The organism is Pedobacter sp., from assembly GCF_041645105.1.
Classification (GTDB): domain Bacteria; phylum Bacteroidota; class Bacteroidia; order Sphingobacteriales; family Sphingobacteriaceae; genus Pedobacter.
On record NZ_JBAZQQ010000005.1, the window covers coordinates 510,218 to 533,484 of the forward strand.

The 23,267-nt window shown below is 37.4% G+C and carries 19 protein-coding genes and 2 tRNA genes; 12 read left to right on the forward strand and 9 right to left on the reverse strand.

Going from position 1 to position 23,267, the window contains the following annotated elements; genetic code table 11:
* Nucleotides 1-58: 58 nt before the first annotated feature.
* The 3 genes from WC623_RS17940 to WC623_RS17950 all read right to left on the reverse strand — a co-directional run bounded on the left by WC623_RS17940 (nt 59) and on the right by WC623_RS17950 (nt 4,201).
* Nucleotides 59-1,714 (reverse strand): right-handed parallel beta-helix repeat-containing protein, encoded by a 1,656-nt coding sequence (locus tag WC623_RS17940; RefSeq protein ID WP_372853617.1) that lies wholly within the window; start codon nt 1,712-1,714, stop codon nt 59-61.
* 37 nt (nt 1,715-1,751) lie between these two features.
* On the reverse strand, nt 1,752-2,327 hold the full coding sequence (locus tag WC623_RS17945) for an NAD(P)H-dependent oxidoreductase (protein WP_372853619.1): 576 nt from the start codon (nt 2,325-2,327) through the stop codon (nt 1,752-1,754).
* Between the two features lie 362 nt (nt 2,328-2,689).
* Nucleotides 2,690-4,201: a hypothetical protein gene (locus tag WC623_RS17950; RefSeq protein WP_372853621.1), complete on the reverse strand. Its 1,512-nt coding sequence runs from the start codon at nt 4,199-4,201 to the stop codon at nt 2,690-2,692.
* 258 nt (nt 4,202-4,459) lie between these two features.
* Between WC623_RS17950 and yiaA the strand changes: the two genes are divergently transcribed.
* Nucleotides 4,460-4,798, forward strand: a complete 339-nt coding sequence (gene yiaA, locus WC623_RS17955) for an inner membrane protein YiaA (protein ID WP_372853827.1) — start codon at nt 4,460-4,462, stop codon at nt 4,796-4,798.
* Nucleotides 4,799-4,872: 74 nt separating this feature from the next.
* On the opposite strand, the gene WC623_RS17960 is transcribed toward yiaA, so the two are convergent.
* The 5 genes from WC623_RS17960 to WC623_RS17980 all read right to left on the reverse strand — a co-directional run bounded on the left by WC623_RS17960 (nt 4,873) and on the right by WC623_RS17980 (nt 10,352).
* The gene (locus tag WC623_RS17960; protein ID WP_372853623.1) at nt 4,873-7,431 is read right to left on the reverse strand and encodes an SEL1-like repeat protein; all 2,559 of its coding nucleotides are present in this window, start codon (nt 7,429-7,431) and stop codon (nt 4,873-4,875) included.
* Nucleotides 7,432-7,642: 211 nt separating this feature from the next.
* A tRNA-Ser gene (locus WC623_RS17965) sits at nt 7,643-7,727 on the reverse strand.
* 216 nt (nt 7,728-7,943) lie between these two features.
* Complete coding sequence (locus tag WC623_RS17970; protein ID WP_372853625.1) at nt 7,944-8,231, reverse strand: chaperone modulator CbpM; 288 nt, start codon at nt 8,229-8,231, stop codon at nt 7,944-7,946.
* Between the two features lie 12 nt (nt 8,232-8,243).
* Nucleotides 8,244-9,173 (reverse strand): DnaJ C-terminal domain-containing protein, encoded by a 930-nt coding sequence (locus tag WC623_RS17975; protein ID WP_372853627.1) that lies wholly within the window; start codon nt 9,171-9,173, stop codon nt 8,244-8,246.
* A 57-nt stretch (nt 9,174-9,230) separates the two neighbouring features.
* Complete coding sequence (locus WC623_RS17980; RefSeq protein WP_372853629.1) at nt 9,231-10,352, reverse strand: ROK family protein; 1,122 nt, start codon at nt 10,350-10,352, stop codon at nt 9,231-9,233.
* A gap of 320 nt (nt 10,353-10,672) precedes the next feature.
* Between WC623_RS17980 and WC623_RS17985 the strand changes: the two genes are divergently transcribed.
* The 9 genes from WC623_RS17985 to WC623_RS18025 all read left to right on the forward strand — a co-directional run bounded on the left by WC623_RS17985 (nt 10,673) and on the right by WC623_RS18025 (nt 20,950).
* Nucleotides 10,673-11,953, forward strand: a complete 1,281-nt coding sequence (locus WC623_RS17985) for a Gfo/Idh/MocA family oxidoreductase (RefSeq protein WP_349785267.1) — start codon at nt 10,673-10,675, stop codon at nt 11,951-11,953.
* A 47-nt stretch (nt 11,954-12,000) separates the two neighbouring features.
* A complete protein-coding gene (locus WC623_RS17990; RefSeq protein WP_372853631.1) occupies nt 12,001-15,423 on the forward strand; it encodes a DUF1080 domain-containing protein in 3,423 nt (1,140 codons plus the stop codon).
* 34 nt (nt 15,424-15,457) lie between these two features.
* Complete coding sequence (locus tag WC623_RS17995; protein WP_372853633.1) at nt 15,458-16,912, forward strand: Gfo/Idh/MocA family protein; 1,455 nt, start codon at nt 15,458-15,460, stop codon at nt 16,910-16,912.
* 161 nt (nt 16,913-17,073) lie between these two features.
* Nucleotides 17,074-18,000: an RNA polymerase sigma factor RpoD/SigA gene (locus tag WC623_RS18000; RefSeq protein ID WP_372853635.1), complete on the forward strand. Its 927-nt coding sequence runs from the start codon at nt 17,074-17,076 to the stop codon at nt 17,998-18,000.
* A gap of 138 nt (nt 18,001-18,138) precedes the next feature.
* Nucleotides 18,139-18,315, forward strand: coding sequence for a histone H1 (locus WC623_RS18005; RefSeq protein ID WP_090780608.1), 177 nt, complete (start codon nt 18,139-18,141; stop codon nt 18,313-18,315).
* Nucleotides 18,316-18,376: 61 nt separating this feature from the next.
* The gene (gene dinB / locus WC623_RS18010; RefSeq protein WP_372853636.1) at nt 18,377-19,477 is read left to right on the forward strand and encodes a DNA polymerase IV; all 1,101 of its coding nucleotides are present in this window, start codon (nt 18,377-18,379) and stop codon (nt 19,475-19,477) included.
* 58 nt (nt 19,478-19,535) lie between these two features.
* The gene (locus WC623_RS18015; RefSeq protein ID WP_372853638.1) at nt 19,536-19,757 is read left to right on the forward strand and encodes a hypothetical protein; all 222 of its coding nucleotides are present in this window, start codon (nt 19,536-19,538) and stop codon (nt 19,755-19,757) included.
* 124 nt (nt 19,758-19,881) lie between these two features.
* Nucleotides 19,882-20,460 (forward strand): hypothetical protein, encoded by a 579-nt coding sequence (locus tag WC623_RS18020; RefSeq protein ID WP_372853640.1) that lies wholly within the window; start codon nt 19,882-19,884, stop codon nt 20,458-20,460.
* A gap of 88 nt (nt 20,461-20,548) precedes the next feature.
* A complete protein-coding gene (locus WC623_RS18025) occupies nt 20,549-20,950 on the forward strand; it encodes an OsmC family protein (protein WP_372853642.1) in 402 nt (133 codons plus the stop codon).
* 65 nt (nt 20,951-21,015) lie between these two features.
* On the opposite strand, the gene WC623_RS18030 is transcribed toward WC623_RS18025, so the two are convergent.
* Nucleotides 21,016-21,387 carry a PleD family two-component system response regulator gene (locus WC623_RS18030; RefSeq protein WP_372853644.1) on the reverse strand — a complete coding sequence of 124 codons (372 nt, stop codon included), beginning with the start codon at nt 21,385-21,387 and terminating at the stop codon, nt 21,016-21,018.
* Between the two features lie 145 nt (nt 21,388-21,532).
* Between WC623_RS18030 and WC623_RS18035 the strand changes: the two genes are divergently transcribed.
* Together WC623_RS18035 and WC623_RS18040 are read left to right on the forward strand one after the other, a co-directional pair.
* Nucleotides 21,533-22,903, forward strand: a complete 1,371-nt coding sequence (locus WC623_RS18035; protein WP_372853646.1) for an exonuclease domain-containing protein — start codon at nt 21,533-21,535, stop codon at nt 22,901-22,903.
* A gap of 86 nt (nt 22,904-22,989) precedes the next feature.
* Nucleotides 22,990-23,063 (forward strand) — tRNA-Arg (locus tag WC623_RS18040).
* Nucleotides 23,064-23,267 lie beyond the last annotated feature (204 nt).

Here is a 23,267-nt window from a genome sequence, read left to right on the forward strand (position 1 = left end):
GCCTTGCTGACAAGACTTAATGATCTTGTTAGTAAGCAAACCTGTTTGTTTTTACGGACTAGTTTAAGGTTTTAACTTTTACATCCTTAAACATATAAGGATTATCACTGATCCTTAATGATTTCTTACTGCTAGTTGTGATATTCTTGAGGATGACTTCCTTGGTTTTGATGTAAGGGAATGCTTCCTGATAGGTGTTGTCTGTCATTTTTGGATTAAAATTGCTGAAAATGGCAGGTCCCTGATAGTTCTCAGGATGATTAGAGTCGTCAATTCGGAGATTTTCAATGGTAATTCGCTCCGGCATATAGCAGGTATAACCAAAATAATGTTGTCCTGGATAAGACCCGTTTATAAGGTTCGCACTAATAGATTTACCACCTGCTGGCACAAAGACACAATTGCGTATCACTAGTTCTCCTTCCCATGTACTGCCGTAGTCTGAGCGTAGGTTAACAAGACTGCGTCCACGGATGGTGGAATTTTCTATTTTTAAAAGTCCGCTGCCAATGGCATTGATCCCTACATGTCCGAGGGTCGAGTTGCGGATGGTGGCATTGGCTACGCCCTGATGGGCATCAAACCGGGAGAATGTACAATTGTCGTAAAGGATATTTTTGCAAAAGTTAGAAGCCATAATTCCCCAGAACTTAGTGTCGTTGATATCATTGGTCTGGCTACAATTCAAGAAAGATATATTTACAGCACGGTTGACAGTAATATCGTATGTGCCCATTGAGACAGGTTTACCAGCCGTACCAATTGTACTGTAGGTACGATGTCCCGTCAGGATGGTGTTTTTTACAGTTACAAAAGCACATTCGCCAATGTTAATAAAGCCTCCATAAGGTGCACCCTTTTCTCCTTCCTCTTTTATATTGTGCTGCAATCCATCAACTAGTACATGAGATCTTCTGATTGCTATGTTTCTGTTATAATAGGTATACTTTGATTCCTCTTTATTGGCAATTGTTGTGAAACGGCCTCCTGTAATTTTTAGTAGATTCTCATCGATTGGCATGGCGGTGATATCAGTGATTTGTTCGAAATCCCATAGGATAGGAGCATTCATATCTACATTGCCATTTTTGTCGACCAGAAAGATGTCCGTTTGCGGAGAACCATTGTTCTTGTTTAGCCCAAAACGAATATATTGTTTTACGTTAGAATTCTTAACTGTGATGAGACATGGGCCGGGAAAGGGGGTATCTATTTTTTTCTGGTTTCGTTTAAGTGAGGATATCGTTTTCAGTTTAAAAGGTTTCAGAGATGTACTCACTGTAAAAATGGATGCATTACGGTTTTTTACCTCCGTATCGTCAATGATGAAGGCTGCTGTGCCAAAATCGGTATCCGTCTGGATGACTGCTGTACGTTCATTTCCACCAATATAATAGGTGGCTTCGGCATCAGCTTTAACCAAAAGTCGGTGGAGGTTAGCAAATGCATGAGTCGCTGCGATTGCATCTATATCATCGGTTTTTCCATCACCTTTAGCACCGAAGGCACTGTAGCTAACTGATTTGGCAGCTTTAAACTTAATGATATCCTTTGGCGATACGTTTAGACACAATTCATTATTATCGTTAGTGTATACCCTGGTTTTTCCATCCTGGGAAGTAATTAATACATTGTTTTTAATTGGGGCTTTCTGTGCATGTGCCACCAATACAGTACTTAAAAACAAGAACATCAGGAGTGTATACTTCATCATAAGGTTTAATTTTTAAATACTAACTTAGGTAAAATCTCTAACGTTGCATCCCTAAATTGTAAATCTGATTGATCCACTTTTGCCTTTGCTCAGGTTTTGCCGTTTTGATGATGCCCAGATAAGTAATCTTTACAGGCTTTATCCCACAGAATTCCAATATACTTTTTTTTAATTGATTGACACTTGGTCTTCCGTACATTAATCTATAATACCATCCGGGCTGATCCAGAGTAGTAATAATTCTTGCTGTTTTGCCAGTCAGCAGTTTATCCCACCAAATGGAATTTTCCCGGTATTGATAGGTAAGGCCTGGAAGAAATAATCGATCTATAAAACCTTTCATGATGGCAGGCATGCCGCCCCACCAGACTGGATGAATCCAAACGAGATGATCTGCCGCTTTTATCTTTTCAAGACTGTCCTGTAAATCTGGCTCCAAGTCCATTCTTTTGCTATAGCCGAATTGTAAATTAGGATTAAATTGAAGTTCGCCTATATGGATAATAGAAACTTCAGCACCTGATTTTACTGCACCATTGCTATAAGCAATTGCTAGTGCGTGGTTAAAACTTTCCTTATTTGGGTGTCCGTTTATGACAAGAATTTTGGTCATTTTGTCCTGATGTTAATTTGTTCAGGGCAAAGGTATGTTCCTGAGGATACCGGTTACAGGACATTTGTCTATAAAACTATTTCTTTTCTTAATCGACTTAGATGTCTTGGCGTGATGCCAAGATAGGAAGCAAGATATAGTAAAGGGATTTTTTGGACAAATTGAAAATTAGACTCTATCTTCTTATTCAGTTGACAAAGGATGGTATAAAGTTATTATTTAATCAGAGGTAATATTTATTTAAACATTAATCTTACTTTACTTAAGCCTTACTAGGGCCTTTTTAGGGTGAATGGCCCTAGCAAGGCCCTAGTAACGCCCTAGTAAGGCCGGTGTAAAGCTTCACTAATAAAAGCATCAGCTTAATGCATATTTTGTATATAGTTCTTATCCAGTATAACTGATATAGCGACTTCATAAGTTGTCTTTTTATCCCAGCGTGCTATCAGCCAGGCGATAAAGCTCAAAGTAAAGATGTCGTTGTTTTCTACCCAACCTAGCTGGTTTAAAACCTTGTTTCTATATGTCATTTCAAAGGCCACATCTGGTTTTAGCAGGTATTTTTCAACTAGTTTTAAATACGACAGCACACGTTCCTCCGAAGTTTTCAACAAGTACTTCTTATATCGTCGTTGGAAGCTGTTTAAGCGAGACATGGCAAGCTCGATGTTAGAGAACTGTGCGTGGACCAAAATTTCCATCAGATTCTTTCGGATGGTCCATAACATGCCCATCCTTTTTTCATACCAGGCATCAGTACGCGTTAGTAAAGTTAGCTGTTTCAAACTTCCCCGGTCATTACAAAGGGCTAGAAACATAGTTAGGCATACCCGTAGGTCCTCGATATCTTCCGGTTTAGACGTTTGCTTTGTATTGGAGAGTGATTCCTGTAACAACGCAATCGCATCGTCAGCAAAGCCTGTGAAGAATAGATTGAGTGCAGAGAGTAACTGATGACGTAAATAAAAGAGTCTGTAATATCGACTATCGGTCATCATTAAATCCATCATTCCTTTAAGATGGGGCCTACTTCCTGCGAAATCTTTTCGCCGTAGATGAAAGTTCGCCATGAAATACAAGATAGATATATGATAAAAGATATAGGGCTGTTTTTTAGACTCCTGATTCTGTATGAATTGATTCGTTCGGTGGATATAGCGCTCTATCAATCCGTAATTCTGTTGTATAGCTGCATATTCGTTCGCAATAAAAAGAATTTGGTAAATGGACTTATATGTCATCAGATCCTGTTTAGAAATCTTGTACTTCCGTATTGTCGTTAGCATCAAGGTTTTTAAATTAACGATCTTGCCTTTCAGGTGTATTTCCTGTAATTCTTGCCTTAAATAGGCATAGGCCATATTGAGCTTCGCTTCCCGCTGCATATCCGACTGGTTTCGTAGGAAACGAGTGGTTAAAGCCTCGAGATCTTCCGCTCCCGGCAAATGGGCATATTGCAGCTTCAACAGCAGTAACTCGTTTAACAAATTAAATTGCTCTAAATGTTCAGCCAGGCGTTCGGCCTTATTCAAACATTTGAACGCTATTTTGATCACATCATTTTCTAATAAAAAACGCCCTACTACGAGCAGGCGCAGGGCATCATAGCTGTCAGAATGATTACTTTCAAAGGTTTTCTGTGATAAGAATAACAGGAGGTTATCCTGCAACCTTTTACGCAAAGCATGGTATGCATCATTATTTTTCTCCGAATTATAGATTTTTTTTAAGCCATTTATATCGTCAGTTTCTATCAAATCAAGTAAGTGCAGGTTTTTAACATCTTCTCTCTTGTTTTTTCGTTGTAAAAATTGTCTGAAAGACTTTTTATCGGCACTATTGAGTAAATTAATCAACTCCTGAATTGAATCCATGTAGCTTTTTGGTTTATATAAAAGTATAAAAATTACAAAAATATATCGTCAGTAATTTATACAATTTGTTTTTTATAGATCTATTTAACATCAGACATTTGCTTTCATATTAATCACTAAAACAAAAAAATATGGAATCGCTACAACACAGAACAAGATAGTTCAACAATTGTAAAACATGATGAGAAGGTTAGAAATCCATTTAAGCCAACTGCCGCATTTATAGGTGCCTCTTGGTTTGCTTTATTAGCAGGAATACTGGGATATTGTATTGGATTATGGAATGCTAGTATGGAGTTGAATGAAAAAGGTTATTATTTCACAATTTTATTATTTGGGCTATTCGCAGTAATCTCCGTACAAAAAAGCGTAAGAGACAGGTCTGAAGGACTTGCTGTTACGGATCTTTACTACGGCCTGAGTTGGTTTGCTACTATTGCGTCAATGATCCTATTGACAATTGGGCTGTGGAATGCAGATATCACACTAAGTGAAAAAGGCTTTTACGCCATGGCATTCAGTCTAAGCATGTTTTCGGCCATTGCCGTTCAAAAGAATACCCGCGACTCAAAAATGTTCGAGGATAAAGAACTGTAACGTAGCGGTTGCCACCCCCGCAGATTCTTGCCTGGCAAGCCTGCGGGGTTTATTTACTTAGCTGATTAGCCGGTTTATTTCTTAAATATTTTTTTAAAAAAGGATTCTTTCTTTTGCGGTTTTAATCCAAGTAGTTCCCGATCAATTTCAATCTCATTTACCTCAGCATATAGCAACCATGCATTAAATTGCACTTCATTCGCTAATTCGGATGCTGATCGATAATGATACAATAATTGCTTTACGGCATGTGGATAATTGTTGATTTTCATTGCTTTTTCATAATAGGAGATTGCTTTTTTAGGGCTTATTTTTAATCCACCCAAACCTAATTCATACATGATCCCGTAATAGATCGGTGAAAATTCTTCCTCATAATCTTTTTTCAGCAGCGGTAAAACTTTTTTGTATTCTTCTTGGGTAAAATAGATATCTGTTATTTTATCTGAATTAAACTGATAAAGTTTTTGTGCTTTCAAATAATAGTCAAGTGCTTTCTCATAATCTTGATCGACAAACTCCCCATAGTAATACAAATCACCCAAATTAGCCCAACCCAGTCCATTTTTCAATGCCCCGGCTTTAGTATATGCTTCAATAGCTTTCGTTACATTTTGTTCACAGCCTATACCATTCTGGTAATGATAACCTAAATTATTCCAGGCATTTCTTTCTCCCAAAGCGGCGGCTTTCTTATACAATTCGATCGCTAAAGGCAAGTTCTCAGGCGGATTATCTTCGGTATTGCTGTAGATAATTCCTAGTTCCGTCATCATTTGTGGATGATTGCGTGCTGCACCTAGCTTGTATACTTCTATACATTCGTCTATTTTGTCTGCTTTAAAGAAGTCTATTCCAAGTTGAAACAAACTTTCATCATCAAAATGTTGAAAATAATCCTGGCCAATTTTTACTTTCCATTGCTCGTAAAATTTATTAAAATGAACTAAATCATGACCTCTTAAATTGTATTTACGATTATATAATTCCCCCATTTCTTCATCCATTACTTTTCTGATTTCTTTATTGGAGTTCAGGCAAAAGAGTTCTTCATTTTGGTATAGGAAAAGTTCATTAACATCCAGATTAATAGCTTCTGATATGTAATCGTAACCTGGGCTTAGTTGATTGTTTTTTCCATCCCAGTAATGAACACCTGTTTTTTGATGTACACTTAAGAAATGTTTTTGCAGGTGCTCGATTTTAAGATAATCGGTATGAGGAGGAAGCAACCAACAATCTTTTTTAGCATCAAATATACCTTTGCCCTCGGAGGTTTCTATGATATAGATATCCTGGAAGAAGTTTGCTAAATAATCGATCCTTATTTTTTGAATATCAAATTCTGGTAAATACAGTTTATGATTTGAGGCATCGAAAAGAAGCCATTTTTCAGCTTTTCTATAAGCAAAAGATTGGTAACCTGATAAGGTAATTACCTGGTCTATTTCGGTGTCCAGCAGTTCACCATTGGGTTGAATAACCACAGTCTTTTTCTGCCATTTATTTGTTTTTACATAGAAAAAATTATGAGGCAACGGTTGTAGCACATCCTCTATATATTCTCCTATAAAAACACCATTCGTATTAAAATATTTGCGTTTTGAAGATCCTTTGACTCTGATAAAGAACAGCTCTCTTCCTTCGAATTCAAATGGAGTTTCACTTTCTTCCTTAATGATTTGTTCATTTTTATGATTGATGAACTGGTAATGATTATCTTTTTTAGCATTGAAATAATTTTCGAAAATAAATGCTAGATCTTCATAAACAGTCGGTATGAGCAATTGATTATCTGTGATGCTTAAAAGTCCAGATTTATTATTATTCGAGGAAACAATCCCTACTTTTTGCGTGAATTCATAATCGTAATTGGTAACCTCACCATAAAATATTTCAAACGCATCAAAAGCATTCTCGTAAATAGGAGGGGCCATCTCGGTTCCTTGTGAATTGAGGTAACCAAACTTGTTATCTTTTTGTATAACTGCAATGCCATCAATAAATTCAAATATTTCGTTGTAAATAGCAGGGACAATGCAATTACCTTTTGCATCTTTTAGTCCCTGCAAATTGTTTTCCTCAAAAATTTCGGTGTAGTTATGTTTGTAGATATCTTCATTCCAATAACCCAAGCCATAATTAATCCAATCAGTTTCTAATGCTTCTAAAAAGGTTTGATAACCGAAAGTTTCCAGTAGTTTTTGCAAAGGTGCCAGACTTTGTGACTTAATCGCTAATTTATATAGCTTAATCTGTTTTTGAATTTCAACCACCCATTCTTTAGCTTGTACCGTATGTCTCTCATCATCCATATTGAACACATCAGTACCATCAATTGAAAAACTATCGTAAGGTAACTCTTCCAAAAATGAAAATAGCTGGTTTACTGGTTCATAATAGGCTTTTTTATAATGTAATTGGTATTCGTCGGCCAATAAATTATAGAATTGCCTTAGCAAAACAATTCCTTGCTCACGATCTGCATAGAGTTGCGTTCCATTTGCTTTAGTTTTGACTCCAAAAAGTGGTATTAGAAGTGGAGGTAATACATAGTTCCATTCGCCTAAATAGTTTGGGTAATTTTCTCCAGATGTTGAATCGATATTATAGATGTAAATGCGGTGTGCCATTGTTAAGAGTAAGTGTTCCTATAATTAATAGTCTTCGAGAGGGCAAAGATAGGATATTCACTTTTTATAACATTAGCTGAAACTGGAGCCTTCAAGGGTATGTATATATTAACTTTGATATCTATCAACCCAGAATTTCATACAAAATTGATACCCTCTAAATGCAAAAATCCTGCTATCGTTAAGATAGCAGGATTTTGTACTTTTTGAGCGGAGAGCGAGGGATTCGAACCCCCGGACCTATGACAGTCAACAGTTTTCAAGACTGCCGCATTCGACCACTCTGCCAGCTCTCCGCGACAAAAGTACAAATACCATCCGGTTTTGCAAATTAAGATTTGCTTATTTTTCGATATTTTTAAGCTGGTTATTTGTCTTTTTTCAAAACAGTTTTGAACTCAGGTATTTAGAGCCTTAACTTCATTCAATTTTTTTTTCATTAGCAGAGAAAAATGCCTGTAATTAGTTATAGAAATCCTTTTTTAGTGAGCCATTTATTGCTCATCTCCATCTCAGCTACTAATTGCAAGTTGCTTTTTAAGTTGTCTGATTTCATCCTGCATTGAACTCACCTTATCTAATAGATGTCTGATTGCATCAATGCCTTCTATATTAATCTGCAGATCATAATGAAAATGAATATATCGATCCATTTCCGGTAGCTGTTCAATATGTATAAATCGTTCCTGATTAATATCCGTTAATATAATAATACCAGACTCTTCTAACGAATTGATAAATGATGGTTCTATATCGTATTTTATGCAATATTCTGTAATTGCGATTAAATCTCTTTCCATGATTTCTGTTCTTTAAGAAAGTTTCTGTAATTCTTCAAATAATTCCTTTTGTTTGCTACTTAATTCTGTGGGTACTTTTATGGTATAAGTGACAAATAGGTTACCGAAATGGTCATCCTTTTTATATACTGGGAAGCCTTTGTTTTTAAGTCTGACTTTAGTGCCGTTTTGAGTTCCTGGATTAACTTTAAGTTTTACTTTACCATCTAACGTGTCAACTGTTGATTCACCGCCCAGAACAGCTGTATACAGGTCTATCTCCTTATTAATATATACATCATCATTTAATCTTTTAAAAACTGGATGCTCTGCAATATTAAGAGTGATGTAAAGATCGCCATTTGGGCCTCCATTCTGGCCAGGGCCTCCTTGTCCACTTAGTTTAATGATTTGACCATCTGCTATACCAGCAGGAATAGTAATACGGAGGTTCTTACCGTTTACCGTTAAAGTTTGTTTATGTGTATGATAAGCTTCAAGTAGATTTAGCTTTAACTCGGCTTGATAATCGTGTCCTTTATATTTCGCTTGTCCACGACTTTGTCTGCCTCCTGCAGAACCAAACATCGACTCAAAGAACTCTGAAAAATCGCCACCTTCGAAATCTCCACCAAAATCCCCAGATGTGTAAGTACGGGATGACCCCCCAAATGGGTTTCCAGCGCCTTGATAGCTATGTTGGCCTTGAGATTGTTTTTGCTTCTCAAATTGATCCGCATTTTTCCAATGCTCGCCATACTCATCGTATTTCTTGCGCTTTTCAGGATCACTCAAAGCTTCATTTGCCTCGTTAATCTGTTGAAATTGCTTATTGGCTTCTTTGTCGTTCGGGTTTAGATCAGGGTGGTACTTCCTTGCCAGTTTTCTATAGGCTTTTTTGATATCGTCCTGGGAAGCTGTTTTATCAATTCCCAAAGTTTTATAATAATCTATAAATGCCATGTATGTTGTTTTTAGCTATTACAATTTAATAACAAAAAATAACATAAAATGATTGCCTTACTTTGATTTTCCGCTTTTCTTAATACAAATGTCTAAAAAATGATTGATACCTGTTGTGGCATAACCCAAAAGCCTCGAATTTTCACCAAGCTCAGACGAGATAATTGTCGTCCGCTCTCTGATCTGGGTCATGCAGTAAGTATTGATTGCCTGTTGCATCGGTAGGGTGATGTATTGCTTTGCTTCTGCAATTTTTCCACTTAAAATGATCAGTTCCGGGTTAAACAGCTGAATCAACATTGCAATCCCTTTTCCCATATAAGTACCAATATTGGAGAGCAGCTGAATGGCATATTGGTCACCTTTATTTGCTGCCTCGATGATTACAGCTGGATCAATTCTTTGTAGCTCTTCTTTGCTGAGTTTGTTCAACATCGAATTCTTGCCAGAGAGAATCCCTTCTTTTGCCATTTCTGATAATGCATTGCCAGAAGCAATGGTTTCCAGACAACCGTGTTTACCGCAATAACACAAGGCGCCGTTTTCTACAAATGGGATGTGTCCAAGCTCTCCGGAAAAACCACAAGCACCTTTTCTTAATTTACCATCCATGATAATTCCCAGTCCGACACCCATGTCCATCAATAGGATCAGGACATTTTGTTTGCCTTTTGCCATCCCATGCGTAAATTCTGCCATAGACGATCCATTTACATCATTTTGGATCACAACAGGAAGTTTTAGCATTTTTTCAAATTCAGATGTTAAGCAAGTGTCTTCTGTATCGCTAAGAAAATAACTATAGCTCCTGCCTTTTTCAGAATCAATTAAACCAGGCATACCGACGCTGCAGCCGATTAGTTGTTCGACACTTATGTTATGGTGTTTTAAAATGTCGTCAATATGACTACTTAAAACATTGAAGAAATCTGATCCCGTACTTTTTGAGATCGGCAAGGAGATAGTTTGGGCCTCAACAACATAATTATAATTATTATCTATTATAGCTATTTTGGTGTGAAATAATGCAATATCAATGCAAATGATCAGGATCTTTTTATCCATTAAACTATACAAATCTGGTTTCCTGCCACCAATAGATACTCCATAACCTTTCTTTTCTATCCAGCCTTCATCCATTAAACTGGTGATCAGTTTTAAAATACTGGGTGTACTCATGTTCATGGTGTGACATAAAGTAGAAATTGAGCATGGGCCTGAGTTAAAAAGATGTTTGATTAACTGATATTTGTGGGCCAGCTGTTTGTTATGCGTTTCTTTTATTATGTTATTTAATAGATGAAGGTTCATTGGTTTAATTGCTCTATTTTGTTAAATGTAGGAAACTTATATTAAAAAATTATGAAAGTATTTTTAATACGTAAATAATTAAAGTATGTTTTGTGATTTTGACAATTTCTACCTAATATTAACCATGCAAATTTCCGATGTGATGATGTTGGAGAGTGCATGATTGATGAATTTCAACACAAGCTGATATGAAACCTGAAGAACCAAAACAACCGAGCTCTAGAAGAGAGTTTATTAAGAAAACCGCGATAGGATTGGCCGCATTTACTATTGTTCCCCGACATGTATTGGGCGGACAAGGATTTCTTGCGCCAAGCGATAAGTTGACCAAAGCTGTAATTGGCGTTGGTGGAATGGGCAGAGGCCATTTTCCTTATGAGGGAACACAAGTAGTTGCTATTTGTGATGTTGATAAAAGACATATTGCCAAATCATTACCAATGTTAGATAAAGGCGTTAAAACCTTTAGTGATTACAGGGAAATGATTAAACTTCCTGAAGTGGATATTGTGCACATTGCGACGCCACCGCATTGGCATGGTATTATGGCTGTTGATGCTGCAAATGCCGGAAAAGATATTTGGTGTGAAAAACCAATGACCCACACCATTGGTGAAGGAAAAAGAGTAATGGAAGCAGTTAAAGCGAATGGACGTATGTTCAGACTCAATACCTGGTTCAGATTTAAAGATAATTTTTATGGTTTAGGTACTACAGTTAAACCTGTTAAGAAATTAGTTGATAGTGGTTTGTTAGGGTGGCCTTTAAAGGTGACTGTAAGCAGACACACAGGTTATGATTGGAAGTTTTTCTGGGTAGGAAAAGACAATTTACCTCCTGAGCCAGTGCCAGCTGAACTAGATTACGATATGTGGTTAGGTCCGGCACCTTACAAACCTTATAGCACTCACCGTGTACACCAGACTTTCCGTGGATATTGGGATTATGATGGTGGTGGATTAAGTGATATGGGACAACATTACCTGGATCCGATTCAGTATTTCCTTGGTAAAGATGATACTAACCCAATCTCAGTAGAAATTGATGCACCTCAGCAACATACTGATGCAGTAGGTATATGGAGAAGAATAACTTATACTTATGCTGATGGTTGCCAGATTATTTTAGATGGAGAGGCTAAAGATGCTAATGTTCCTTACATTGAAGGACCAAAAGGAAAACTTTATCCGGGCTTTAAATCGGATATTCCTGATTTGGAACGTAAACTAGCTGCTTTCCCAGATCCGGCGCCACAAATGACAAATTTCTCTGAGTCTGTTAGAACCAGACAAACTTTTGCATTAAATGAGCAGAACGGACACCGTTCATGTAATATCATCAACATTGGACTAGCTGCTTTACGTTTAGGTCGTAACCTGAAATTTGATCCGGTTAAACAAGAGTTTATCGATGATGAAGGCGCGAACAGATTGATTAATCCGGTTATGCGTGCACCTTTCACCATTTAATTTTCATTCTTAAAATAATTTTAATAAAACATTTTATCCACACGATAATGATAAAAAAGATATTATTTATTCTGCTTGCAGTTGTTCTGTTACAAGGCAACGTTTTTGCACAGGATAAAACAGACCAGCGTACCGTAACTACACGTATAGCAGATTTGTTGGCTACTTTGCCTGCTGCAGATGCTAAACAGTTAAAACGAAGCATGCAGGAAATTGCGCTCTTAGGGGAAGATGGTTACATCACTTTGATTAGTGGTTTAACGGCTCCTGGAAAAGGAAACAATGCATTGTTAGAATATGCAATTGGTGGCTTTTCGGGTTATGTTACTCAACCGGGACAAGATGCCTGGAGAAAAATGAGCATAGGTGCTTATACTAAAGCATTGAGTAAATTGTCTGATCCGAATAACAAATCATTTATCCTTGCTCAGTTAGAGCTTGTAGGTAATAATGATGCAGTTGCAGCGATTCAGCCTTATTTAACAAATGCTCAGTTAGCAGATCCTGCGGTAAGAGCATTAGTGAAAATCAATACTCCTGCAGCTAATGCTGCAATGCTAAGTGCCTTAAGTAAAGCTAATGGTGCTGCAAAACTTTCTATAGTAGAAGGATTAGGCGATACTCGTCATAAACCGGCTGCAAGCGCTATTGCTGCATTAACTACTGGTAATAATGACCTCGCTAAAATGGCTATGTATGCACTGGCAAAGATAGCTGACCCAGCTTCAGAAAGTGCTTTTGCTACTGCAGTAGAAAAAAGCGGTTATAAATATGAAAAAACAGATGCTGTTGCTTCATATTTGCGTTATGCAGATCAACTGATGCTAAATGGCCAAAAAGATGCTGCAAATAACATCGCAAAGAAATTGTTAGCTAAAGTAACAGCTGATGATCAGGTGCATATTCGTACTGCTGCATTGAAATTGGTTGCAGAATTTAGTCAGGCTCAAAGTAATGAGTATTTACTTGGTGCGTTAAATGATAAGCAATTTGAATACCGTGCTGCGGCAATGAAATTGGCATTAGTAAACATTACTCCAGAAACAGCAGCTCAATGGGCTAAGAAAGTTGGTAAAGCTGAGCCAGCAACACAGGTTGCTATATTGGGTATGCTTGGAGATAGCAAAATGAAATCGGTACTTCCTACTATTACCAAATTATTTAAAAGTAAAGATGCTGGAGTGAAAGCTGCTGCAATTGATGCTGCTGGTAAGTTAGGTGGCGAAGAGATACTTCCTAGTTTACTTAAAACAATGAGCAAAGGTACTGCTGCAGATATTGAAGCTACTTCAGGAACAATCTCAAGAATGAATGGTGCTGGAATTCCAGCTACTGTTGCTGCTTTTATTCCTAAAGCAAAACCTGAAGTTCAGGTAGCTTTGATCAATGTATTAGCTGCAAGAGCTGCAAATGCTCAGTTAAGTACAATTACTACTCAGTTGAAGAGCAAAAATCCTGAGGTTAAAAAAGCAGCATTTTCTGCACTGAAAGAAACTGTAACAAGTGAAAACCTTCCTCAGTTATTTACTTTGTTAAATGAAACTACAGATCAGGCAGAATTGGTAAAAGTTCAGGATGCAATTATTGCAGCTATAAAAGGAACTAAAAACAATAGTCAACAAGTAGATATGGTGCTACAACAAATGGCGTCTTCATCTGCTGATAAAAAAGATCTGTATTATAAAATATTAGCTAGTTTAGGTGGTAATAAGTCACTAAAAGCAGTTTCTGAAGCATTTGCTACTGGTAATGAAACGACTAAAAAGGCGGCTATTACTGCACTTTCTTCATGGAGTAATGCTGGTGCTAAAGATGAGTTGATTAAAATTGCTCGTCAACCTGCCAGTGCTGCTTATGTAAATCAGGCAGTTGATGGTTACTTACGTTTAGTAAGAGCTTCTAAATATCAGCCAGAGCAAAGGTTATTGTTATTGCGTGAAGCAATGGCAGTAGCAAAAACTCCTGCTCAGCAAAAACAGATATTAAAGGATATGGAATCTGCAAAGTGCTTAAATTCATTATTATTTGCAGGCAAATATCTTGACAATCCGGCTTTACAACAAGCTGCTGCTAATACCGTAATGAATATTGCGCTTGCAGATAAGTCATACAATGGTGATATCGTTAAAGGCTTGATCAATAAAACCATCTCCACTATTAAAGGTGCAGATAGTGAATATCAAATTGAAGCTATGCGTAAGTATTTAGCTGAGATGCCAGCAGGTGAGGGTTTTGTGTCTATGTACAATGGTAAAGATCTTACCGGTTGGAAAGGTTTAGTGGGCGATCCACTAAAAAGAGCCAAGATGGATGCTAAAACATTGGCTGAAGCGCAAGCAAAAGCTGATGCTGAAGCACTTAAAAGCTGGGTTCCTGTAAATGGTGAACTTCAGTTTATGAGTCATGGCAATAACCTGGCTACTGTTAAAAAGTATGGCGATTTCGAAATGCTGGTAGACTGGAAAATCATTGATGACAAAAAAGGTGAAGGTGATGCAGGTATTTATCTTCGTGGTACTCCTCAGGTACAGATCTGGGATCTTGCACGTACAAAAGTAGGCGCACAGGTAGGTTCTGGTGGTTTGTATAACAATAAGGTACATCCAAGCAAACCTTTAAAAGTTGCTGATAACAAACTTGATGAGTGGAATACATTCCGTATTAAAATGATCGGTGACCGTGTAACTGTTTATTTGAATGGTGTATTGGTTACTGATAATGTAATCCTTGAGAACTTCTGGGACAGAACTTTACCAATTTTTGCTGAAGAGCAGATTGAGTTACAGGCACATGGTTCTCCAGTTGCTTACCGCGATATCTTCATCAGAGAAATTCCTCGTCCAAAGCCATTTGAGCTAAGTGCTCAGGAAAAGAAAGAAGGTTATAAAGTATTGTTTGATGGTACCAATATGCACAATTGGACCGGTAACACGACTGATTATGTTATTGAAAATGGAAACATTTCAATCCGTCCGAAACCAGGTAAAGGATCAGGTGGTAATTTGTTCACGAAAGAAGAATATAGCGATTTTATATTCCGTTTCGAGTTTCAATTAACACCAGGTGCAAATAATGGTTTAGGTATTAGAGCTCCTTTAACAGGTGATGCTGCTTATCAAGGTACTGAATTACAGATTTTAGATAATGATGCACCAATTTATAGTAAACTGCATGTTTATCAGTACCATGGCTCTGCTTATGGAATTGCTGCTGCAAAGAGAGGCTTCCTTAAACCTGTTGGTGAGTGGAATTATCAGGAAGTAATTGTAAAAGGTCCAAAAATTAAGGTAATCCTTAATGGAACAACTATTTTAGATACTGACATTACTGAGGCTAGGGAAAAAGGTACTTTAGATGGTAAAAACCACCCAGGGTTAAAACGTGATAGCGGTCATATTGGCTTCCTGGGACATGGTTCTCCTGTACAATTCAAAAACATCAGGATTAAAGACCTTAGCAAAAAGAAGTAATTTATATATTGGATTTAAAGGAATAGGATAACAAATGGATAAAAATAAAGATTCAACGGTAAGTAATTCGAGAAGAAGCTTTATTAAAACCAGTGCACTTGCTGCTGCAGGATTTATGATTGTTCCACGCCATGTATTGGGCGGCAAAGGTTTTTTAGCACCTAGCGACCGTCTAATGGTGGCTGGTGTAGGTGTTGGTGGAAAGGGTGAAAGTAATCTTGCCAAAATTTATAATGGTGGTAAATCTGAGATTGCATTTTTATGTGATGTAGATGAGAGAAGAGCTGCCAACTCTGTAAAAAACTTCCCTAAAGCGAAGTTCTATAAAGATTACAGGGAAATGCTGGAAAAGGATGGCAAAAACATTGATGGGGTAGTAGTTTCTACCCCTGATCATAACCATGCTATGATTGCGATGGCAGCCATGCAGCTTGGGAAACATGTTTATGTAGAAAAACCATTGTCGCATGATATTTATGAGGCCCGCAAACTAACTGAAGCGGCAAGCCGGTATCAGGTGGTTACACAGATGGGAAACCAGGGATCTTCTGGTGATGGTGTACGACAGTTACAGGAATGGTATGATGCTGGTGTGATTGGCAAAGTACATACTGTATATTGCTGGACTGACCGCCCTTCCTGGCCACAAGGTATTTTATGGCCTTCAACTAATGGGGAAGTGCCTAAAGAACTGGACTGGGATCTTTGGTTGGGCAGTGCTCCTTATAAACCTTATATAGAAAAACTAGTTCCTTTTAACTGGAGGGGATGGTGGGATTACGGCACAGGTGCAATAGGCGATATGGGCTGTCATCTGGTTGAGCCACCTTTCAAAGTTTTAGGCCTTGATACACCTATTGATGTACAATGCAGCGTGGGTAGTATTTATGTCGACGAGTTTAAAAGAGGCTATTTCCCTGATAGTTGTCCGCCATCAAGTCATGTGATTATGACCTTTGCGAAAACTAAAAAGACTAAAAGTGATGTACAGATCCACTGGATGGATGGTGGGATTAAACCTGCTCGTCCGGAGGAACTTGGTCCTAACGAGCCTTTTGGTACAAATGGAGTAATCTTTGAAGGTACAAAAGGAAAGATGATGTGTGGTGTTTATGGTGCTAATCCTAAATTGCTTCCATTGTCTCGCAATAATAAGGTACATACCAAACAAAGAATTGAACGCGTAAAAGGTGGTGTTGACGGCCATTACTGGCAATGGGCTGAGGCTGCTATTGCCGGATATGGCAAAATGGAGTTGAGCTCACCTTTTGAAATTGCCGGACCACTTACAGAAACACTATTGATTGCCAACCTGGCAATTAGAGGAACAGATGTACAGCGTCCTAAAGCAAATGGAAAAGGATTCGATTATCCAGGTAGAGATATTAAGTTACTGTGGGATAAAGAAAACCTCCGGGTAACAAACTTTGATGACGTGAATCAATTTGTGAAGCGTGAATACCGTAGTGGCTGGAGTTTAGGCGTATAACAGATTAAACTTTATTGTTTTAAGAAAGAGCTGATCATTATGGTCAGCTTTTTTTGTTGGAACATTATTCTTAATGTGTGTAATAAAAATGAGATGAAAAAAATTATATATGGAGAATTAACCAGAATACTGCGTTAAACGCAGTATTTTTTTTAAGCAAGATGAATACCATTTATCCTCTTGAACTTTGGCTCATATCATTGAATTTATATATGCAGCAATTTAGAGTGTCACCTTCAATTACCCGAAGAGATTCGAATTCTATTGAGAGATATTTGAATGAAATTGGTAAAATAAGAATTTTGACTATTGAAGAGGAAGTCGCATTGGTTTTACGGATCAAAGCGGGTGAGGAATCAGCTATGCAGGAGTTAATCCGACGTAATTTACGCTTTGTGGTATCTGTAGCTAAAAAATATCAGGACCGGGGTCTGAAGTTGGCAGATTTGATAAGTGAAGGAAATATTGGTTTGATAAAAGCTGCCAAACGGTTTGATGGTAGCAGAGGATTCAAGTTTATTTCATTTGCAGTATGGTGGATCAGGCAAACGATTTTGATGGCAATTGCAGATCAAAAACGACTGGTCCGTTTGCCGGGTAACCAGGTTGTTCAAATCAATAGAATCAATAAGGCTTTCATAACTCTAGAGCAACATCTGGAACGTACGCCTACTTACCAGGAAGTAGCGGAGCAGACTTCGATGGAAGCAAAGCAGGTAGCTCATTTTATGGATAACTCGCTCTTAGCTTTTTCTCTGGATAGTATTGTTCATGAAGGTTCGAGTTTTACATTAATGGATACGTTAAATGATGAGAATATGCCAGGTAGTGATCATCTTACAAGCAAGACTTCATTGGCTGTAGATTTGAACCGGGCATTAGGCATTTTACCAGAAAGAGAACAATTAATTCTGATGATGTTTTACGGCATAAACGGATATGAAAAAACAAGTTTAGATGATATGGTACCTTTTCTTAATATAGGTAGAGAAAGGATCAGGCAATTGAAAGATAAAGCTCAGCGCACACTTAGTGAAAAATGCAACCATTTTTTAGGAGAATATTACTTCAATGAAGTGCAAAAATGAGCTCTGGGTGATAGCACGAATGATTAGGCCCAAAATAAAAAGTAGTTTGTTGTTAAAAAATCATTTGGTGAAAATCCAATAATTATTAACTTTAGAGCGTTATATCATATATTTAAAAATCTTAAACGAAAGAAAAACATGGAAAAATTTTCAAAATTAAAAGAGCTAATCGCTGGTGTTGAGGCTGATGCAGACAAATTTTATAATTCAGGTAACGGTGCAGCTGGTACAAGAGTACGTAAAGCAATGCAGGATTTAAAAGGCCTTGCTCAGGAAATCCGTACTGAAGTAACAGAGAAAAAGAACGCAAAGTAATATTCTTTGATTATTTTTAAGAAGGTCCCGGTAGTATCGGGACCTTTCTTGTTTATAGGAAATGGATAAGACAGATAAAAAGCAGCACCGTAAGATCATCCATATCGATATGGACTCATTTTATGCTTCCGTAGAGCAGCGGGATCGTCCTGAATTATTTGGGAAAGCTATTGCTGTGGGCGGTTCTCCGGAAGGAAGGGGAGGTGTTGTAGCTAAAGCGAGTTACGAAGCCCGTAAGTACGGTGTACGCTCTGCAATGCCGTCTAAGCAAGCATTGAAGTTATGTCCACACATCATCTTTGTTGCACCAAGATTTGCTGCCTATAAAGATGTATCCCGAAAGATAAGAGAAATCTTTAGCAGGTATACAGATATTATACAACCATTATCACTAGATGAGGCCTATCTGGATGTAACCAACGATAAGCTTGGTATTGGTTCTGCAATAGATATTGCCCGAGAAATTAAGCAAGCTATAAAGGATGAATTGAACCTTACTGCCTCTGCCGGAGTGTCTGTAAATAAGTTTGTTGCTAAAATAGCTTCAGATATGAACAAGCCTGATGGCTTGACTTTTATTGGCCCCTCTAAAATTGAAAAGTTTATTGAACAGCTGCCGGTTGAAAAGTTTTATGGAGTGGGAAAGGTGACAGCGGAAAAGATGAAAGTCAGGGGGCTACATTTTGGTGCAGATTTAAAAAAGTTATCTGAAACGGAATTGGCCAATTTATTTGGAAAGAGCGGCCGCTTCTTTTATAAAATTGTACGTGGAATAGACAATAGACCAGTTGAACCCAATCAGGAAACCAAATCTATAGGTGCAGAAGATACGTTTTCGTATGACTTAACGGATCAAGATGAAATGAAAAGTGAGATTGAAAAACTTTCGATAGTGGTGTTTAATAGAATGAAATCCTATCATTTGTCCGGTCGTACAATAACATTGAAGGTAAAGTTTAGTGATTTTAAACAAATTACCCGAAGTAAATCATATCCAGAAGGGCTTGTATTGCAAGAGCACATCATAGATATAGCTAAAATGTTATTGGATGGGATTGATTTTCATGATAAAAGTGTGAGGTTGTTTGGTGTTTCAGTATCGAATTTCGACAAATCGTCGGGAAATGAGGGGGAAGTTCATCAACCAAGATTATTTCCCTGACCAAATATGGTTTTTTAATTTACCTTTGTCGGTCAGAGATAAGATTATGGGGTTGCCAATGCGTATTACATATAAAGATTCAGATTACATTTATGAGATTTTAAATGATTCTGCAATCAATAAAGAAACAACAGAACTTCGCATTAGTTTTGATGGACAGGAGATTGTTTTAATAAAGAATGACAAAGGTGTTTGGGTTCAGAATGATGGAGGAGTAAAAGTTGACCCGGAACTTGCTCAGGCCCTTGGTAGATCTGTTTCCCTGAGATTCAGAATGTAGTCGCTGATCAGACTATAAATATTAACAATATTTTTTTCATAAAATGGTTAGAATACACTAAATTGTATAGTGTTATCCTGTGGGTAACATTTAACAATTAAGGAACCTGATTATTTAAAAGACTATGAAAAAATTATTGTCACTCATTGCTATTCTGGGTTTATGTGTAAACCTGAGTATGGCACAAACTGCGACTGTTTCTACTGCTAAAAAAGAAACGGCTAAAGTCAAAGCAGACGCTAAGAAGGACGCGGCCAAAGTTAAAGCCGATGCAAAGAAAGCTGAGGATAAAGCTAAGGCAACGGGCGTAAAACTTAAAAAGGACGGTACTCCTGATAAGCGCTACACTAATACACAAGAAGCAGCAAAATCGAGTGCTAAAGAAGTAAAAACAACTACTAAAAAAATAGTAAGCAAAGAAGCTGCTACAGTTCCTGGACTTAAAAAAGATGGTACTCCTGATAAGCGCTATACAGCGAATAAGGAAAAAGTTGAAGCACCTGTAAAGGCTGCTAAAAAGGAAGTAACCACAGTTAAGACACAAACTAAAGCTACAACAGCTGCTGTTAAGGATTACAAGCCTACTGTTGATAGAAGTTTAAAAGGGCCTAATGGTGAGCAAATCTTAACAGGTCCTCGTGGCGGTAAGTATTACATCAATAAAAATGGTAATAAAACTTATATAAAAAGAGAAGCTGAATAGCTAATTTTACTGATAATTATAATGGGGCTGGAAGATTTTTCGGCCCTTTTGTATTTTAATCGTATTTTACGAAATAAAACACATTATTATGTCGAACAACCAGATTACCGCAATTACAGAACTAGATAGATCCCATTATAAGACAAAAGTATATTCCGGGGGGCATTTTATTTATGCTGACGAACCCACTGATGTTGGAGGGACAGATGAAGGAATGCCTCCTGCAGCACTTTTATTAGCAAGTTTGGGTAGTTGTACTGCTATCACTATTAGAATGTACGCGGACAGAAAGAATTATAATCTGGATAGCATTAAAATAGAGCTGGCGATTTGTAAGGAAGAGGAGATGAGCAAGGATACGACAATAACAAGGAAGATTGAGTTTGTTGGAGAACTGACAGATGACGAACGTCAGCGTTTATTTGTGATCGCAGATAAATGCCCGATACATAAAATGCTAAGTAATCCTATAAAGATTGTAACCAATTAATAATTATTGGATTAAACAGAAAATATATATACAATTTAGTACTCTATATACTCAAATTAGTACAATTAACGACCTATATAAAGTTGTTTTTTAACTTTAAATAACAGGTTTTCAATATCGAACGGCTTTGAGAGGAAGTCGTTCGGTGAGTCTGGTAATTTCAATAAGCTTTGCAAATTATGCGTTGCTGATATCATCACAATAGGAATATATTTGAAAATGGCATGCGATTTAATTGATTTGCAAATTTCACGTCCATCCATTCCACCTAGCATTACATCCAGCAGAATAAGATCAGGCCTGATTGACGATATTACATTCAATATGTTTTTCCCGCTTGTAAGAGTCGAAACCTCATAACCTTCATCTTCCAATATAATTTTAATTACGTCTACTATATCAGGATCATCATCTACCGCTAGGATTCTTTTTGACATAAGTTCTATTTTAATATTAACAATTATAGTTATACCATTAACATGCCATAGATCAAAATGGTTAGAAAAATATTTATAAATTAAATATTTACGCATCACTGTGCTAAAATTATTAGCATATTTGTATGTTCAATTTGTAGATTAGATGTTATATGCTGTTGTAGATATAGAGACCACTGGGGGATTTGCTTCGGGAAATGGAATTACGGAGATTTCTATCCTGGTGCATAATGGGGTGGAAGTGGTTAGTGTTTATGACACATTGATAAATCCCGAGCAGGATATACCAACGTATATTGAGTCGCTTACCGGTATTAGTAATGATATGGTTATTGATGCCCCTGTATTTAGTGATGTTGCTGCGGAAATTTATGAATTATTGCATGACAAGGTATTTGTTGCTCACAATGTGAATTTTGATTTTTCATTTATCAAGCATCAATTAAGCAGTTGCGGGTATGAGCTGAATTGTAAAAAATTATGTACAGTAAGATTAAGCCGTAAGCTCTTGCCTGGCCATAGTTCATATAGTCTAGGAAAGCTCTGTGCGGCCTTAAATATATCTATTCATAACAGACACAGGGCTGGTGGAGATGCTACCGCCACAGCAGAGCTTTTGACCATGTTGTTGACTTCCGATGTTGAGGGTGTTATTGCTCAAACTTTGAATCGCGCTTCAAAGGAACAGTTATTACCACCAAATTTGCCTAAATCCCAAATCGACCGTTTACCACGTGTTCCTGGAGTTTATTATTTCAAGGACCAGAAGGGTACGGTAATCTACGTAGGGAAAGCTAAGAGCATTTATCAACGGGTTTGTTCTCACTTTACCGGTAATAATGCTGGAAAACAACGACAAGATTTTCTAAAGAATATTCATACTGTAGATTTTGAGGTTTGTGGAACCGAGTTGATGGCTTTTATATTAGAAGCTGCGGAAATTAAGCGCTTATGGCCTGAAAATAATCGTGCCCTGAAGCGATTTGAGCAGAAGTATGCTTTGTATGTATTCGAGGACCAGAATGGTTACATGCGTCTTGGGATTGATAAATACAAAAAACAAGCTGCAGGATTGTATAGTTTTAATACTCTGCTTGAGGGTTATGATTTACTTAGGGTACTGATTAAGGAACACCTGCTTTGTGAGAAGTTATGTTTTATTCAAAAGAACCGTGTATGTTGTACAGGACATGAAGATGGTAGGTGCAGTGGTGCATGTGTAGGGAAGGAGTCTGCGGCAGCGTATAATGTAAGAGTTAAGTATGCAATTGCCCATTTAAAAACAATGCTTCCTACCTTTGCTGTGATTGGTGAGGGACGTACTGATGATGAACAAAGTTGTCTTTTAGTAGAAGAAGGCAAGTTCTATGGTATGGGGTATATTTCTCATCATGTAGATATCAATGGATCTGAGATGCTTAAATCAGTTTTACAACCATATCCTTCTGATGATTACATCCTTAATTTGATCATTAATCATGTTGAAAAGTTTCCCCAAAGAAAAATAACAGTCTGATTTATACGTTTATTAGAAGAAATGTAGCAAATAGATTTGCGTGTTTACTTCTTATAATCTATCTTTGCCGCTCCTAACAGGGAGATGCCTTGGTAGCTCAGTTGGATAGAGCAACGGTTTTCTAAACCGTGGGTCAGGGGTTCGAATCCCTTCCAGGGTACTTCACCGGAGTGAAAATTTTCAGAAATTTTTACTCCGGTTTTTTTATGCCTTAATCTTTTGTTAATGTGGTAGATAAGGAGCGCTGCTTCATTTACTTCAGGGGTTCGATGAGTTTCACCGTCAAAAACCCATTTTTCTTGATAAATCGAACCAATAATTACCCGTTTTATATCGGAATCTGCTTTTGCATAGAAATCATTAC

Coding starts and splice junctions, on each gene's coding strand:
- WC623_RS18000 (WP_372853635.1), top strand. CDS start 17,074: ATGAATACCATTTATCCTCTTGAACTTTGGCTCATATCATTGAATTTA.
- WC623_RS18030 (WP_372853644.1), bottom strand. CDS start 21,387: ATGTCAAAAAGAATCCTAGCGGTAGATGATGATCCTGATATAGTAGAC.
- WC623_RS18025 (WP_372853642.1), top strand. CDS start 20,549: ATGTCGAACAACCAGATTACCGCAATTACAGAACTAGATAGATCCCAT.
- WC623_RS18005 (WP_090780608.1), top strand. CDS start 18,139: ATGGAAAAATTTTCAAAATTAAAAGAGCTAATCGCTGGTGTTGAGGCT.
- WC623_RS18035 (WP_372853646.1), top strand. CDS start 21,533: ATGTTATATGCTGTTGTAGATATAGAGACCACTGGGGGATTTGCTTCG.
- WC623_RS17995 (WP_372853633.1), top strand. CDS start 15,458: ATGGATAAAAATAAAGATTCAACGGTAAGTAATTCGAGAAGAAGCTTT.
- WC623_RS17945 (WP_372853619.1), bottom strand. CDS start 2,327: ATGACCAAAATTCTTGTCATAAACGGACACCCAAATAAGGAAAGTTTT.
- WC623_RS17960 (WP_372853623.1), bottom strand. CDS start 7,431: ATGGCACACCGCATTTACATCTATAATATCGATTCAACATCTGGAGAA.
- WC623_RS17980 (WP_372853629.1), bottom strand. CDS start 10,352: ATGAGTACACCCAGTATTTTAAAACTGATCACCAGTTTAATGGATGAA.
- WC623_RS17975 (WP_372853627.1), bottom strand. CDS start 9,173: ATGGCATTTATAGATTATTATAAAACTTTGGGAATTGATAAAACAGCT.
- WC623_RS18020 (WP_372853640.1), top strand. CDS start 19,882: ATGAAAAAATTATTGTCACTCATTGCTATTCTGGGTTTATGTGTAAAC.
- WC623_RS17950 (WP_372853621.1), bottom strand. CDS start 4,201: ATGGATTCAATTCAGGAGTTGATTAATTTACTCAATAGTGCCGATAAA.
- dinB (WP_372853636.1), top strand. CDS start 18,377: ATGGATAAGACAGATAAAAAGCAGCACCGTAAGATCATCCATATCGAT.
- WC623_RS18015 (WP_372853638.1), top strand. CDS start 19,536: ATGCGTATTACATATAAAGATTCAGATTACATTTATGAGATTTTAAAT.
- WC623_RS17985 (WP_349785267.1), top strand. CDS start 10,673: ATGAAACCTGAAGAACCAAAACAACCGAGCTCTAGAAGAGAGTTTATT.
- WC623_RS17970 (WP_372853625.1), bottom strand. CDS start 8,231: ATGGAAAGAGATTTAATCGCAATTACAGAATATTGCATAAAATACGAT.
- WC623_RS17940 (WP_372853617.1), bottom strand. CDS start 1,714: ATGATGAAGTATACACTCCTGATGTTCTTGTTTTTAAGTACTGTATTG.
- WC623_RS17990 (WP_372853631.1), top strand. CDS start 12,001: ATGATAAAAAAGATATTATTTATTCTGCTTGCAGTTGTTCTGTTACAA.